The organism is Citrobacter telavivensis (assembly GCF_041807075.1).
In the GTDB taxonomy this organism is placed as follows: Bacteria; Pseudomonadota; Gammaproteobacteria; order Enterobacterales; family Enterobacteriaceae; genus Citrobacter_A; species Citrobacter_A telavivensis.
Genome location: NZ_JBGUBF010000005.1, coordinates 160,010 through 175,148, shown reverse-complemented (window position 1 = coordinate 175,148; position 15,139 = coordinate 160,010). Strand labels below are relative to the sequence as shown.

General features: G+C 58.1%; 15 protein-coding genes. All 15 read right to left on the bottom strand.

All coding sequences use genetic code 11. The features are described 5' to 3' along the window. Nucleotides 1-3: 3 nt before the first annotated feature. The 15 genes from eutC to maeB all read right to left on the bottom strand — a co-directional run bounded on the left by eutC (nucleotide 4) and on the right by maeB (nucleotide 14,946). Nucleotides 4-900, bottom strand: a complete 897-nt coding sequence (gene eutC / locus ACERJC_RS19465) for an ethanolamine ammonia-lyase subunit EutC (protein WP_373672291.1) — start codon at nucleotides 898-900, stop codon at nucleotides 4-6. A gap of 20 nt (nucleotides 901-920) precedes the next feature. Further along, nucleotides 921-2,282: an ethanolamine ammonia-lyase subunit alpha gene (eutB, locus tag ACERJC_RS19460; protein ID WP_152403049.1), complete on the bottom strand. Its 1,362-nt coding sequence runs from the start codon at nucleotides 2,280-2,282 to the stop codon at nucleotides 921-923. 11 nt (nucleotides 2,283-2,293) lie between these two features. Next, nucleotides 2,294-3,697: an ethanolamine ammonia-lyase reactivating factor EutA gene (gene eutA, locus ACERJC_RS19455; RefSeq protein WP_373672290.1), complete on the bottom strand. Its 1,404-nt coding sequence runs from the start codon at nucleotides 3,695-3,697 to the stop codon at nucleotides 2,294-2,296. Beyond that, nucleotides 3,694-4,920 (bottom strand): ethanolamine utilization protein EutH, encoded by a 1,227-nt coding sequence (gene eutH, locus ACERJC_RS19450; protein WP_286632791.1) that lies wholly within the window; start codon nucleotides 4,918-4,920, stop codon nucleotides 3,694-3,696. Before eutH ends, eutA begins: the two co-directional genes overlap by 4 nt. A 123-nt stretch (nucleotides 4,921-5,043) precedes the next feature. Next, complete coding sequence (gene eutG, locus ACERJC_RS19445) at nucleotides 5,044-6,231, bottom strand: ethanolamine utilization ethanol dehydrogenase EutG (RefSeq protein ID WP_152403042.1); 1,188 nt, start codon at nucleotides 6,229-6,231, stop codon at nucleotides 5,044-5,046. Then, nucleotides 6,221-7,060 carry an ethanolamine utilization protein EutJ gene (eutJ, locus tag ACERJC_RS19440; protein ID WP_373672289.1) on the bottom strand — a complete coding sequence of 280 codons (840 nt, stop codon included), beginning with the start codon at nucleotides 7,058-7,060 and terminating at the stop codon, nucleotides 6,221-6,223. The genes eutG and eutJ overlap by 11 nt, the downstream gene beginning before the upstream one ends. Nucleotides 7,061-7,089: 29 nt before the next feature. Further along, nucleotides 7,090-8,493, bottom strand: coding sequence for an aldehyde dehydrogenase family protein (locus ACERJC_RS19435; protein WP_152403038.1), 1,404 nt, complete (start codon nucleotides 8,491-8,493; stop codon nucleotides 7,090-7,092). A gap of 11 nt (nucleotides 8,494-8,504) precedes the next feature. After that, nucleotides 8,505-8,792: an ethanolamine utilization microcompartment protein EutN gene (gene eutN, locus ACERJC_RS19430; RefSeq protein WP_042317652.1), complete on the bottom strand. Its 288-nt coding sequence runs from the start codon at nucleotides 8,790-8,792 to the stop codon at nucleotides 8,505-8,507. 76 nt (nucleotides 8,793-8,868) lie between these two features. Beyond that, nucleotides 8,869-9,159, bottom strand: a complete 291-nt coding sequence (gene eutM, locus ACERJC_RS19425; protein WP_000387720.1) for an ethanolamine utilization microcompartment protein EutM — start codon at nucleotides 9,157-9,159, stop codon at nucleotides 8,869-8,871. A 36-nt stretch (nucleotides 9,160-9,195) separates the two neighbouring features. After that, on the bottom strand, nucleotides 9,196-10,212 hold the full coding sequence (gene pta / locus ACERJC_RS19420; RefSeq protein ID WP_152403036.1) for a phosphate acetyltransferase: 1,017 nt from the start codon (nucleotides 10,210-10,212) through the stop codon (nucleotides 9,196-9,198). Further along, nucleotides 10,209-11,012 (bottom strand): ethanolamine utilization cob(I)yrinic acid a,c-diamide adenosyltransferase EutT, encoded by an 804-nt coding sequence (gene eutT, locus ACERJC_RS19415; protein WP_178825955.1) that lies wholly within the window; start codon nucleotides 11,010-11,012, stop codon nucleotides 10,209-10,211. The genes pta and eutT overlap by 4 nt, the downstream gene beginning before the upstream one ends. Further along, the gene (gene eutQ, locus ACERJC_RS19410) at nucleotides 11,009-11,701 is read right to left on the bottom strand and encodes an ethanolamine utilization acetate kinase EutQ (protein WP_373672288.1); all 693 of its coding nucleotides are present in this window, start codon (nucleotides 11,699-11,701) and stop codon (nucleotides 11,009-11,011) included. The genes eutT and eutQ overlap by 4 nt, the downstream gene beginning before the upstream one ends. After that, nucleotides 11,679-12,158 carry an ethanolamine utilization acetate kinase EutP gene (gene eutP, locus ACERJC_RS19405; RefSeq protein ID WP_371894518.1) on the bottom strand — a complete coding sequence of 160 codons (480 nt, stop codon included), beginning with the start codon at nucleotides 12,156-12,158 and terminating at the stop codon, nucleotides 11,679-11,681. Before eutP ends, eutQ begins: the two co-directional genes overlap by 23 nt. Nucleotides 12,159-12,171: 13 nt before the next feature. After that, nucleotides 12,172-12,507: an ethanolamine utilization microcompartment protein EutS gene (gene eutS / locus ACERJC_RS19400; RefSeq protein WP_042317647.1), complete on the bottom strand. Its 336-nt coding sequence runs from the start codon at nucleotides 12,505-12,507 to the stop codon at nucleotides 12,172-12,174. Nucleotides 12,508-12,666: 159 nt separating this feature from the next. Next, nucleotides 12,667-14,946 (bottom strand): NADP-dependent oxaloacetate-decarboxylating malate dehydrogenase, encoded by a 2,280-nt coding sequence (gene maeB, locus ACERJC_RS19395; RefSeq protein WP_373672287.1) that lies wholly within the window; start codon nucleotides 14,944-14,946, stop codon nucleotides 12,667-12,669. Nucleotides 14,947-15,139: the final 193 nt, after the last annotated feature.

The following is a 15,139-nucleotide window of genomic DNA, read 5'->3' as shown; positions in this document are numbered from 1 at the left end:
TCCTTAACGGGTCATGTTGATGCCGGACGCTTTCTGCTCCAGCATACGTTTGGCCAAATCCACGATCACGGCGGCCGCTTCTACCGGCGGCGTGCCGCCCTGGTGGATGTTGGAAATACAGGTACGGTCGGCCTCAACGGTGGTCGCCACTTTCGGTGAATAGACCGCATAGCAGGAGAGACTTTCTGATTGCCCCAGCCCCGGACGTTCACCGACCAGCAGAATCACCACCTTCGCGCCGAGGATTTCGCCGATCTGGTCTTCAATCTTCACGCGGCCATAGCGAACAAAGAACGGTGTCCCGACCTTGAGCCCGGCCTGCTTCAGACCGGACAGCAGCGGTGGCAGGATCTCTTCATAGTTCGCGGTGATCGCATCAGTAGACAGACCGTCAGACACCACGACCTGGACATCCGGGTTCGCGACGCACTGCGATTTCAGCGCGTCAATGGCTTCCTGGCTCAGTCGGCGCCCCATATCCGGGCGCGTCAGGTAGAGATTTTTATCGCTGATTTCCGAACGCACTTCCAGCAGTCCCTGGGCTTTCACCCACTCTTCCGGCACCTCTTTCAGTACGGTGTCTTTCGAGCGCGAGTGGTCGGCAAGAAAGCGCAGCAGCGCCTGAGTGCGCGGACGCGGACCGGCACGGCCGGTGCAGACGCGCGCCGCAGTACTGCGCCGCAGTTCAGTCAGCACTTCGGCACGGTGCGGATTCTCCACGCCAATCCACGCTTTCGCTTCTGCGGAGCCCAGATCCAGCGCGCAGCTTTCTGCGCTGGACGGTGCCGCGCACTGTGACTGGCCGCAGGACTGCGCCGACGGGGCGGCGGTCTGCGGCTCGGTCTGTCCCATTGACGCCATTACGCTGCGTACAATTTCTTCAATCTGTTTTTGATCCATTGTTTGTCATCCCCGCGTCATCAGAAGAACAGTGACGGATCGCCCGCCCGTTTGGTCAGGCGACCATTTGCCATAATGCCCATTGTTTCCAGCCAGCGTTCAAATTCCGGCGACGGGCGCAGATTCAGCAACTGGCGTACGGTCGCGGTATCGTGGAAAGCGGTGGTCTGGTAGTTGAGCATGATGTCGTCGCCAAGCGGCATACCCATGATGTAGTTACAGCCCGCAGTGGCGAGCAGAATCATCAGGTTTTCGTTGAGGTTCTGATCGGCATCGGCATGGTTGGTGTAGCAGCAGTCACAGCCCATCGAGATGCCGCTCAGCTTGCCCATAAAGTGGTCTTCCAGGCCGGCACGAATGATCTGCCGGTCATTGTAGAGATACTCTGGCCCGATAAAGCCCACCACGGTGTTTACCAGGAACGGATCGTAGTGGCGCGCCAGACCGTAGTTACGGGCTTCCATCGTCACCTGGTCCGCGCCGAAGTTCGCCCCGGCGGAGAGCGCCGAACCCTGTCCGGTTTCGAAGTACAGGCAGTTTTCCCCGGCGATGCGGTTAAACTCCGCCCCCACCGCACGCGCTTCGTCCAGCATGGCCAGTTCCACGCCGAACTCTTTTAAGCCTTTTTCGCTGCCGCAGATACTCTGGAAGATCAGTCCGCCCGGCGCGCCGCGACGAATAGCTTCAATCTGCGTAGTGACGTGTGCCAGCACGCAGCCCTGGGTCGGGATGTTGAACTTGTCGATCACCCCATAAACCGTGTCGAGTACACGGCTTAGGTTCTCCACGTCATCGGTCACCGGGTTGACGCCAATCACCGCATCGCCGGCACCGAAAGAGAGTCCTTCGTAGATTTGTGCGGCAATACTCTGCACATCGTCACGGGTATCGTTCGGCTGTAGACGACAGCTAAAGGTGCCCGGAATACCGATCGTGGTGTTGGCCTTTTTGATAACCGGCATTTTCTTGCCGCCGTAGATCAGATCGGCGTTAGAACAGATCTTCGCCACCGCCGCGACCACTTCCGAGGTCAACCCTTTACGCGTAAAGGCAATATCATCAACCGAGGTTTCATCGCTCAGCACGTGCTCACGCAGCTCGCTGATGCTCCAGTGCTTAATGCGGTTATAAGCCGTTTCGTTGACGTCGTCCTGAATCAGACGCGTGACGCAGTCCTCTTCATAGGAAATCACCGGGTTGTTGCGAATATCCGCCACCGTCATTTCCGACAACACCTGTTTCGCCGCCACGCGCTCCTGCGAACTTTGCGCCGCGACGCCGGCCAGCACATCCCCCGAACGCAGTTCGTTGGCTTTTGCCAGCACCTCTTTTACATCCTTAAACTGATAAACATTGCCGAACAATGTAGTCTTTAGTTTCATAAGTCGTTCCCTCAGGAAGGAAATGCGAGTGATTTCACCGTCACCGGCACAACCGATCCGCCAAATAAAGGCGTACCAATGTCGATATAGTCGCCCGCCCGGACAATCACTTCGTCAATGACCGCCAGCGGGAGTTGCTGTAACTGTGGGCGCAACAGCATGCCCAGCGCTTTACCAAAGTCCTGCTCGGCCACCACCAGCAGGGGATGCGGATTCGGATAACGCGCGATAAACGCGAGCAGCGCGTCGATGACCGTGAGTAATGCGGCATAACGCACCGGCAACGAGGCGGGAAGCGCCAGTACGTATGCGTCAGTCTGTGGATCCAGATCGAGCTGTATCAACGCCTGTTGCCACGCGTTCACCAGATCAGCGTCATCCACCGGGATCGCCACCGGCAGATTGCGCAGCGGCAGTTGAACCCCTTCCAGCCAGATGGTGCTGCCGGAGAGTGAAAGCGTGTGCGCCCCCGCGCCAATCACCGTGGCGCGCACGGTTTGCGCCGGGAACTGCACGTTCATTTCGCGCAAACGCGGGTGCTCATGCAGCGCCGTCGCCAACAGCGGCCCAATATCAGAAAAACAGAACGGGTCGGCAGGAAGGTTGCGATAGCACTCCCCCACGCCGCCGGACAGGGTGATAACCTCCGGCTTCGCGCCCGTCGGCAGTAACCCGGTTTGCATCAGCGTTTGCGCCAGCGGCGACAACGTACCGTCGATCACTTCCACGATCAGACTCGCCATCCGCTGCGCAACCTGCCCTAACTGCGAGACGGTCAACGAACGGGCGTCGGTACCAGCACCGAACACCTCGTCGACAATCTGCTGTCCGGGCTGATGGGCATGCACGACGCGCCCTTGACCGTCGGTTTCCAGCAGACGTCCGCCAACGTTCAGGCAGGCGGTGCCGCTCACCTTTCCGGCATCGAACAGGGCGTAATTCGAGGTGCCACCGCCGATGTCAATATTCAGTACCCGGCACATCCGCTGCTCAGACAGGGTCTGCGCCCCGGCGCCGTGACCGGCAATCACCGATTCCAGATGCGGTCCAGCGCTGGCGACCACAAAGTCACCGAGCGACTGAGAGAGTGTCATCACCGCCGGACGCGCGTTGCGGGTTTTCGCACTCTCGCCGGTGATGATGATCGCGCCTGAATCGACCGATTCCGGGGCGATCCCTGCCGCCTGATACTGTGCAAGGATCAGCGCTTTAAGTTCGTCCTCCCGTAACCCGCCCTGCTTATCGACGGGAGTAAAGAAGACCGGGCTTTGCCAGCTAATGTCGCGTTTAATAAATTCGTAACGGGGCACCTGCGACACTGCCGCACGGTTAACCAGTTCCAGGCGCGAGAAGATCACCTGAGTGGTCGTGGTGCCGATATCGATACCGACGCTCAGTAGCTGGCGGGTGTTCACGATTGCGCCTCCACTTCCGTTTCTGCCGGAACGTTTTCATCTTTTGGCACCAGCATCATGGCCACGCCAATCGCCGTCACACCGCCAATCAATTTGCCGACAATCATTGGGAAGATCATGGCGTTCATGTTGGCGGCCGCGAAGCCTAAGTGGTCACCCAGCGCGAAGGCCGCAGAGACGGCGAAAGCACAGTTGATCACTTTGCCGCGGGTATCCATCTGCTTCATCATGCCGAACATCGGGATGTTGTTCGCCAGCGTCGCGACCATGCCGCCTGCCGCCATATTGTTAATTTTCAGCAGGCTGCCGACGCGCATCAGCGGTTTTTCAAACCAGCGGGTCAGCAACAGCACCATCGGATACGCCCCGAGCAGCACACAGGAGATGGAACCGATGACTTCAATAGCGCGCATCACTTCACCGGGAGTGTCGCCAGGCGCCATGAAGATCGGGTCAAGACCGGGGATCAGTTCCCAACCCAGCAGGAACTTGATGACTGCCGCCGCGAGGCCAATGGTGATCAGCGCAACAAGGAATTTCGCGAAGATCTGGAAGCCGCTGATCATTTTTTCCGGGATGAACTTCAGCCCCAGCGCCACCAGCACGGCGACGATGATCACCGGGATCATGTTCATCAGGATCAGCGCGAAGGTGAACTCGACGGGCTGCCCGTTGATCTCAACCCCCGAGTACATCGCGACCAGACCGCCAGCGATACAGCCGATAGGTATGGTGACAATACCTGCCAGCACGCCAAGCGCCAGATAACGGCGATCAGACGGTTCAATAATGCCCAGCGCAACGGGGATAGAGAAGACGATGGTTGGCCCCATCATTGCCCCCAGAATCAGCCCGGAGTAGAGCCACGCCGCGATATCGCCACCCGCCAGTTCTTTGGCGAGGAAGAAACCGCCCATATCGCACGCCAACAGCGTGCCGGCGAACATGGACGGGTTTGCGCCCAGCATTTCATACAGCGGAATAATCACTGGCCCGAGCAATTTGGCTAACACCGGTGCCAGCGCGGTCATACCGACCATCGCCAGCCCCAGGGCGCCCATCGCCATAAACCCTTCTTCGAACTGACCGCCGGATCCCTCGATGCTTTTGCCGAACTTTCCAAGGAAGCGCGCTGACCCGCCGAACTGTGACAGGATCCTGTCAACGGCGGCAATCAGCATAAAGAACATCATGATGTACATGATGATTTCGTTAATTCCCATACCCTTGTCTCCATTTGCCAGGGTCTTCGTAGGCCTGATAAGCGCAGCGCCATCAGGCAATGATGCCGCGTTTTGCCGGATGGCGGCGCGAACGCCTTATTCGGCCTACGTCCTGGTATGCTTTTATTGTGCCGCCGCGTACAAATCGATAATGTCGCTCTGCGTAGCGGTGCGTGGGTTACTGCGAATACAAATATCCTCCAGCGCGGCTTGCGCCCAGGCGCTGTAGTGTTCTGGTTTTGCGCCGACGTCGGCGAGCCGTTTGTTCTGGCCCACTTCAGCAATCAGTTCACTGACCGCATTGATCGCATCGCGATCGTCTGATTTCTTATTGGTCAGCGCCCGCCCGATATGGCTGAAGCGTTCCCGACATACCATGCGGTTAAAGCCCATCACCGTCGGCAACAGCATGGCGTTAGCCTGGCCGTGCGGAATGTGTAATGTCGCGCCCGGTTGATGCGCCATCGCATGGCACAGTCCCAGTCCGGCGCTGGAAAACGCCATCCCCGCCATGCAGGAGGCGAGCAGCATGCTCTCCCGCGCCGCGAGGTCGTGACCGTAGCCCACCGCCTTCGGCAGCGATTTGCCGATCATCGCAATCGCGCCAATCGCCAGGCTGTCGGTGAACGGTGACGCATTCAGCGCGCTGTAGGCCTCAACCGCATGCGTCAGCGCGTCAATCCCGGTCATTGCCGTCACATGAGGCGGTACCCCTTCGGTCAGCGCGGCGTCGAGGATCGCCACGTCCGGCATCAGCGTCGCATGCGCCAGTACCTGCTTGCGTCCCGTCGCCGCGTCGATAATCACCGTCACGTTGGTGGTTTCCGATCCGGTTCCGGCCGTCGTCGGCACGGCAATCAGCGGCAGACGAGGACGTAACGCGCTGTATTCCGTCATCTCCGCCAGCGTCTGATTCGGATTGGTTACCAGCAGCGCGACCGCTTTTGCCGCATCCAGCACCGAACCACCGCCAAAGGCGACGACGCCGTCGCATTTTGACTCACGCAGTTGGGCTACCGCCGCGCAGACGTCGGTGATGCATGGCTCGCCCATCGGACACGGCCAGACCGTCATCGCCACGCCTTTCATCGCCAGACTGCGCTCTAACGACGCGGTCATTCCCGCCTGATGCAGGAAACTGTCGACCATCACGAACAGATGGCTTAAGCCTCGTGATTGCGCTTCTTGTCCGCAGGAACTGAGCGCCCCGAGCCCGCACAGCGTGACCGGCGGTACGCTGAACGTTTTCACGCGTTGCAGATTCAGGGTATCGAATGCCTGAAAGAGCGCCGTCTGCAATTCAGCTTGCATAGATTCCCTCCGCTTTCTCTCTCCCGCTGTTTGCGATCGCCAGCGGTGTCATAAACAGGCTGTGCCGGGGCAGATGCACCTGGAGTGCCGGGAAGCGCTGGCGAAACAACGCCTCCACGCCCGGCTGCATACAAGAGCCGCCCGCCAGCCATAAATCGGCTATTCCTTGTCCTTCGATATGGCGGGCAACGATCTCCGCCATTTTTTCGTAGACCGGCTTCACCACCGGCCAGATATCCTGCGCGTTGCTGCGCTTGACCTGCTCGGCGTCTTCCAGTGGGATACGACGATTTCCGGCCAGAGTCAGAGAAATATGGTGACCGCCCGTCGCTTCATCCGCCGAGAACGCCACCTTGCCCCGCTTAACGATGGCGATCCCGGTCGTGCCGCCACCGATATCCACAACGCCGGCGTTATCCAGTTGCAGCAGGTCGGCAACGGCGGTCGGTTCATCCAGCACATGACTGACTTCCAGCCCGGCAGACTCCAGCACGTTGATGGAGATGCGCGGGTCGGTGCCCGGCGGGAACGAGGTCGCCGCGTGGGTAAACCGACTGCCGAGTTGCTGTTCGAGCGTATCGAGATGGCGACGCACGATGGTGACCGCACCAAAGAAATCCCAGACGATGCCGTCGCGCACGACGTCAGCCCAGTCAAGACACACCGCAACCGGCTGTCCGTCGCCGTCGACAACCATCGACACCACATCACAGGTGCCCAGGTCAACGCCCAGCCACAGTGGGGAATCGCTCGTTGCAGGCACCTGATTACACAGGTCGGCTGCTTTTTGCAGTCTTGGGGTGAGCCAACTTTCTTCGTCGTGCGCCATCTCTCTTTCTCTCCGTTGGCCTGAGGCACTTAAACGATGCGAAACGCATCCACCAAAACACAGCGACGCAGACGCACAAACGTGCGCGCACTGGTCACCCCTTCCCCGGTTGGCGTGGTGATGGTCATGGTGGTCCAGCCTTCACCGCCCAGCCCCAGTCCGGCAATGCACGGTCCGTTCTTGACGAAGATGCTGGTATCAATGGCGTTTGCCATCTGGTTCATGTTGTCGATGTTGCGCGAGTGCATCGCGGCGGTATGGTGACAGCCGCCTTCCAGTTGCACCGCCAGCGCGATAGCCTCGTCGACATTTGCCACCCGTACCACCGGCAGAACCGGCATCATCAATTCAGTGACGGCAAAGGGATGCGTGGCTGGCGTTTCAACAAACAGCAGTCGGGTTTGATCCGGGACGTGCAGACCAATAGCGGCGGCGATTTTGGTCGCGTCGCGTCCGACCCAATCACGGCTGACGGTACCTTTGCCGCGTTCATCGATATTTTTCAGCAGTACCGGCTGGAGCTGTTCGGCCTGCGCGGCGCTCAGTTTCACCGCCTGCTGACCTTCCATCAGGCGCATCAACTCATCCGCTACGCTGTCGACAACAATCAGCACCTTCTCATCAGCACAAATGATGTTGTTATCAAACGACGCGCCTTTGACGATGGATTGCGCAGCCCGTGCCAGATCTGCGGTTTCATCGACGACGACCGGCGGGTTACCGGCACCGGCGGCAATCAGACGTTTATTAGTGTGTTTGCGCGCGGCGTCGACCACCGCTTCACCGCCGGTCACGACCAGCAGGCCAATGCCTGGGTACTTAAACAGCCGCTGCGCGGTTTCAATATCCGGATTCGCAACGGTCACCAGTAAATTTTCCGGGCCACCCGCTGCAACCACCGCCTGGTTAAGCAGCGTAATCGCACGTTGTGAAACCCCTTTCGCCGCGGGGTGGGGAGCAAACACGACGCTATTTCCCGCCGCAATCAGGCTAATGGCGTTGTTAATCACCGTTGCCGCCGGGTTTGTGGATGGCGTCACCGACGCGACAACGCCCCACGGCGCATTTTCGATCAGCGTCAGGCCGTTATCGCCGGTCAATACCTGTGGCGATAAACACTCCACGCCCGGTGTACCGCGCGCCTGCGCCACGTTTTTGGCAAATTTATCGTCAACACGTCCCATGCCGGTTTCTGCGACGGCAAGTTCCGCTAATTCTTTGGCGTGCTTTTCGCCTGCTTCACGTAGAGCCGCAATGGCAAGCTGACGCATCGCCACGCTCTTCAGCCCCTGCTGAGCGACTTTTGCTGCCGCCACCGCATCATCCAGGGAGGCAAAGACGCCCATTTCATGAACGGCGGTCGCTGGCTGGCTGCTGTCTTTCATTTTCAGCAGTACCGCTTTCACCACCTGTTCAATATCCTGTTGATTCATGATGTTCAGTCCTATTTGTGGAATATCACCTGACCGCCAGCCACCACTTCGTCGACGATACCAATCACGCACAGATCGACAGGGGACGCTTCGCTGCGATGCGCCTGGCGAGCAGAACTACCGCTAACCAGCAGCACCCACTCCCCGGTTCCCGCCCCGATGCTGTCAATGGCGACGGCGCACTGCCCGTCGGGATTTCCCTGGGCATCGATCATCTCCACCATCAACAATTTGTCGTGTGCCAGTCCCTGATGGCGTACGGTACAAACGATTTGTCCTGTGACGACTGCCAGTTTCATACCCGCCTCCGTGGGTTAAGTTTTGCTGCTGTCCTGTAGGCCGGATAAGCGCAGCGCCATCCGGCCCCAGTCCTGCTTAGATGTTGCTGTCGCCTTTGAAGCTGATCGGGAACACTTCTTCCAGATCGCCATGCGGACGCGGGATCACGTGAACGGAGACCAGTTCGCCGATACGCTGCGCGGCGGCAGCACCAGCATCCGTTGCCGCTTTGCAGGCCGCAACATCGCCACGAACCATCGCAGTCACCAGACCGCCACCAATCTGTTTCACACCAACCAGCTTCACGCGTGCGGCTTTTACCATCGCATCAGAGGCCTCAATCAGTGCAACCAGGCCCCGGGTTTCAATCATTCCTAAAGCTTCCATTATGTTTTCCTCTCATGGGGTCCAGAACGGGACCATTTATACAACCAGGGTTTGTGAGTCACGTTCGCGACTCACGTCAGTCTGGCGCGGCACGGCTGCCACCAACGCCAGTTCGATAATTTCCTGTACGCTACAGCCTCGCGAGAGGTCATGAAGCGGTGCGGCAAGCCCTTGAATCAGCGGCCCGACAGCACGATATCCGCCCAGACGCTGGGCGATTTTGTAGCCAATATTGCCCGCCTCCAGTGATGGGAAAACCATCACGTTGGCGTTGCCTCGTAGCGGACTGGCAGGTGCTTTTTGCGCGGCGACCTCCGGTACAAAAGCGGCGTCAAACTGCAGTTCGCCATCCACCAGTAGTTCAGGCGCGCGTTCACGAACGATCTCCGTTGCCTGCTGTACGTTAGCCACACACGGGTGACGCGCGCTGCCCTGACTGGAGAACGACAACATCGCCACGCGCGGCTCCTCGCCAGTGATGCCGCGCCAGGTGTCAGCGCTGGCGATCGCGATATCCGCCAGTTGCGCTGCCGTCGGCTGCGGCACCACGCTGCAATCAGCAAACCCTAACGCCGGTCCGACGTACTGCGGCAGCATCAGGAAGAGAGACGACAGCGTTTTACACCCCGGCTGTAGGCCGATAATGCGTAAGCCCGCGCGCAGCACATTGGCCGTGGAAGAGAGGTTGCCAGCGATACAGACATCCGCCTGGCCCGCGCTGACCATCGCCGCGGCAAACATCAGCGGGTCATTAAGCTTTTCAAGGGCATCCGGCGGCGTTTTCTCCCCGGACCGGGCGAGCCAGCGCTGAGCGAACGCTTCACGCATCGCCAGGTTGCTGTGTGGGTCAATAACCTGAATACCGTCCAGCGCGACCCGATGTGTGAGCGCGAACTGGCGCAGCGCAAACGGACTGGCCACCAGAATGGGGTGCGCCAGACCGTGCTGTTGCAGGTAGTGCGCGGCTTTCAGCACCCGTTCGTCTAACGCATCCGGGAAGACCACCCGAGCCGGGGATTGCTGAGCCCGTTCACGGGCGCGTTCAATGATCATTGTTCACCTCCCAGTCGCTGTTGAATCTGGCTGACGGTGAGTGGACGTTTGGTGACACACAGAATCATCATCACGTAGACCGCGCTGGAGAGCCGGTTCAGCGCCTGCAAAATATCCGGACGCAGGACATCAAAACCGCGGGTGATGAAGACCTGGGCGGCGATCGTTTCCGTCTCGCGGACTTTGGTTCGCAGCAGGTTCAGCAACGCGGACTCGCGACCATGACTGGCTTCGGGTACCAGATGATCGTGATCCAGATAGCGCAACGGTTGATGGGAAAGGCGGTGCAGATCATCTTCGTTCAACCCAACGATAGACTGTGCCGCCAGCGGTTCATCCATGGCATCGGCGCGCATAATGTTGCCCAACCGTGAACGGATGTCCGCCAGCCACGGCTGCCACGGTTCCGCCAGTTCGATTTGCAGCCACACCGCCAGCGCGATGGTGCTGTCCAGCGCGGCGCGAAAGCCCAGACGCGGGTCGCTTTTGGCGACCATTTTGTCCGCTGTCAGGTGGGTCAGCGTATCGGGCTTTTTCGCCACCGGCTGGCGACACAGTTCACAGCAGGCCTGTGGATGCGTATCGCTGCTGGTTAACCCGTGCACCGGTTGCGGCTGCTGTTGCTCGTCGTCGACAAACAGACTGCCCTGCTCATCCAGAAACTTGATGCGCAGATGACGGCCTTCCAACAGTTCGCGGGCAGAGGGCGTCAGGCGAGCGTCAGCAGGGAGATGGATTTCCGCCCCTTCGCTGAGCGTATGGTTCGCTCTGAGCCATGCTTCGGTGATGAAATCTTTCATACCGATTGCCAGTTCGCAGGCCACGCAACGTACAGAAAGCGCACGGTCGTCGGCGTGCCAAATTCAATGCTTGAGCCTTTCGGGATAAACATGACGTCCCCGGCTTTGGCGATCATCGTTTCGCCTTCATGGCGCACATGCAGTTCACCGTCGAGCACCATGTCGATTTCGTCGTAGTTCAGCGTCCACGGGAAAAAGGCGTTATCCCACTGCATGAACCCGGCGGCCATGCTGCTGCCATCCTGCTCGGTGACGAGATCGGTCAGGCCCACGCAGTGCGGCTGCGCACCGTCGAAGCGGCCAAACTTAACGCTGCTGCCGTCGATCACTTTGATACCGCCTTTGCCGGTCACCGAATGAAAACCCGGTTGCATCCCGCCCTGCTCCAGCGACTGTTTTTCCTTCAGCACTTTATCCATCAACTGCGAGACCAGACTCTCGGTAAACTGCCCTTCCGGCAGTTGCGCGATGATGGTTTCGCGAATGCGCTGCGTTTCAGATTTAGCCTCGTCCGCGCAATTCGTTGCCGTCGGGGCGGCACCCTCGCACTCCACAATCGTGATGCCCAGTAGCTCCGCGACTTCACGGGCTTCCGGGGTGATGATGCTGGCGCGCAGCACCACCGACATTTCCTGTTCGCCCCGTGCGTGCGCCGCACGTATATCGTTAGCTGTGATAAGTTTTTTCACCTGCCCCTTCCTCCTTTTGGCTGAGCTCAGTCAGATAATCCACCAGGCGCTGCACGCTTTGCGGGTCATGGCTATTGAGTTCGAAAATCGGCTCCTGAAACCCAATTCCGCGCAGTAATTCCCGCGTTGCGGTCACGTCAGCATCTGGCATATCCGTTTTGCTGATCACGGCGATTTGTCGTTTACTGGCGCCGATATCTAACAGCCCGGCAGGTAAGCGACTTTCTTTGTCATTGGCTGCATGGACATAAATCAACGTATCAACGTCCTGCAGCGTGGTAATTAAGGCGTGATACCAACGGGGGTGACTGAAATATTCCCCAGGAGTATCGATATCGCCATTTTCATTAAATTCCACGGCCTGCGTTTTTCTGGCGAGGGTATAATTTCCCTGTAACGCATTAAAAAGCGTTGTTTTTCCCGCACCGACAGTGCCAACAAACGCAATACGTTTCATAAGCACCTCAGAATTAGCTTTTTGTCAGGTCGCAGAGTGTGAAATTTAATAAACGCCCCAGCCCACTGACCGTTTGCAATAAGGCCTCTTCTACTGCGCCAACCGAGCCGTAGATAACCAATGCGCCGCTGAATCTGTCGAGAAAACCGATGTGTACGTCGGCAGCCTTCATCGCCAGATCGCCGGCAATCATTGCGGTTTCTCCCGGCGTCAGGGTCATAATGCCGATGGCACCTGCTTCGGGAACGCCGATCTTTTTCGCCAGTTCTTCACCAGGATGCGCAATGAGATGCGCCAGCGTGACCTGTTTGCCCGGCACAAATTCCTGAATAATGCGTTCTTTATCCATTGCTCACCGCCTGTGTTAAGACAGGGCTTATCGTGGCAATTTTTTGTCAGGGTAAATAACAAAATTCGGCAAAGAGATTTAAAAGGTGAGTTGGATCACTAAGAATGGGAAAATAAAAAGGCGCGGGAGAAACCCGCGCCGGAATTAATTAAAGTGAAATTACAGCGGTTGTGTTTGTGCCTCAACGACCGCCAGCGCCACCATATTCACGATTCGACGAACAGAGGCAATCGGCGTTAATACATGAACCGGTTTTGCCACGCCCATCAGGACTGGGCCAACCGTAACACCTTCTGAACTGGAGACGCGCAGCAAATTATAACTAATGCGTGCGGCTTCCATATTTGGCATCACCAGAATATTGGCCGACCCTTTCAGCGGACTGTCCGGCATCCGATCGTTACGGATGCTTTCCACCAGCGCGGCATCGCCATGCATTTCACCGTCAATCATCAGGTCAGGCGCACGTGCTTTGATAATCTCCAGCGCGGCACGCATTTTGCCGGCAGACGGGCAGTTAGATGAACCAAAGTTAGAGTGCGACAGCAACGCCACTTTCGGTTCGATACCAAACCGACGCACGGTTTCCGCCGCCATCACGGCGATTTCTGCCAGTTCTTCCGGCTCAGGATCGTCATTGACGTAGGTATCGGCAATAAAGGTGTTACCACTTGGCAGCAGCAGGGCGTTCATCGCCCCGGCGGTATGGACGCCTTCACGGTAGCCAAACACCTCTTGCACCACGCTGAAGTGTTCATGGTAGTCGCCAATGGTGCCGCAGATCATCGCATCCGCTTCGCCGCGCTGTACCATGATCGCGCCAATCACCGTGGTGTTGGCGATCACCGCACGCTGCGCCTGCTCCTGGGTAATGCCACGACGCTTCATGATCTGGTAGTACTCGCTCCAGTACTCTTTAAAGCGCGGATCGGATTCATTATTGACGATCTCAAAATCGACGCCCGCTTTGATCTGCAGCCCCAGTTTCTGAATGCGCATTTCGATCACGCTTGGGCGACCAATCAGGATCGGCTTCGCCAGACCCAGCGTGATCAGCTCCTGCGTGGCGTGCAGGACGCGCGCCTCTTCCCCTTCCGGCAGCACGACGCGTTTCGGTGCTTTACGCGCCTGCGAGAAGATAGGTTTCATGAACAGATTGGTTTTGTAGACAAACTCCGTCAGCTTGTCGATATAAGCGTCAAAGTCAGCAATCGGGCGCATCGCCACACCGGAATCCATCGCCGCTTTGGCAACCGCGGGCGCGATTTTGACGATCAGGCGCGGGTCGAACGGTTTTGGAATGATGTATTCCGGGCCGAAGCTCAGATCCTGGTCACCATAGGCCGAGGCCACCACTTCGCTCTGCTCGGCATGCGCCAGTTCGGCAATCGCATGGACCGCAGCCAGCTTCATTTCTTCGTTGATCGCCGTCGCGCCGACGTCCAGCGCGCCACGGAAGATGAACGGGAAGCACAGGACGTTGTTGACCTGGTTCGGGTAGTCGGAACGACCCGTACAGATGATGGCGTCCGGACGCACCTCTTTTGCCAACGGCGGCAGGATTTCCGGTTCCGGGTTAGCCAGCGCCAGAATCATCGGCGCGCGGGCCATCTTTTTGACCATCTCCTGGGTCAGCACTTTCGGACCTGAACAACCGAGGAAAATGTCCGCACCGTCGATAACGTCATCCAGCGTCCGTTTGCCGTCATCTTCTACCGCGTAGGCCGCTTTGGTTTCGGCCATATTCGGCTCGCGACCTTTGTAGATGACGCCTTTGGAGTCACAGACCACGATGTTGTGCTTCTGCATCCCCAACGCCACCAGCAGGTTCATGCAGGCGATCGCCGCCGCCCCCGCGCCGGATACCACCATCCGCACGTCGGAGATATTTTTTTCAACTACCCGCAGGCCGTTAAGAATGGCGGCGGTACTGATGATCGCAGTGCCGTGCTGATCGTCATGGAACACCGGAATATTCATCCGTTCGCGCAGTTTCTGCTCGATGTAGAAACACTCTGGCGCTTTGATGTCTTCCAGATTGATCCCGCCGAACGTCGGTTCCAGCGCGGCAACGACGTTAATAAATTTGTCCGGGTCGAGTTCATCGACTTCGATATCGAACACATCAATACCGGCGAATTTCTTAAACAGAACGCCTTTGCCTTCCATGACCGGTTTACCGGCCAGCGCGCCAATATTGCCTAAGCCCAGCACCGCCGTCCCGTTAGAGATAACGGCAACAAGGTTGCCACGCGCGGTGTATTTATACGCAGCCAGCGGGTCTTTTTCGATTTCAAGACACGGCGCTGCAACGCCCGGCGAGTAGGCCAGCGCCAGATCGCGCTGCGTGGCAAGGGGCTTCGTCGGGGAAACCTGGATTTTACCAGGTACCGGGAATTCATGGAAATCAAGGGCGCTTTGCTTTAACTGGTCATCCATCTTGTTGTTCCTTTCACGTATCGTTCAAAAAAGTCACGCGCAGCCAGGTGCGTCGCACATTATCACCGCACTGCGGGACGCAAACTTTGAAGGTCCCCAAACTATCACGACTTAAATAAAGATTTCGTAATCAACTCATAACAACCATGTTACCTCCCTGAGCCAGCATTACCATGCCTGTCTGCTATGCTTT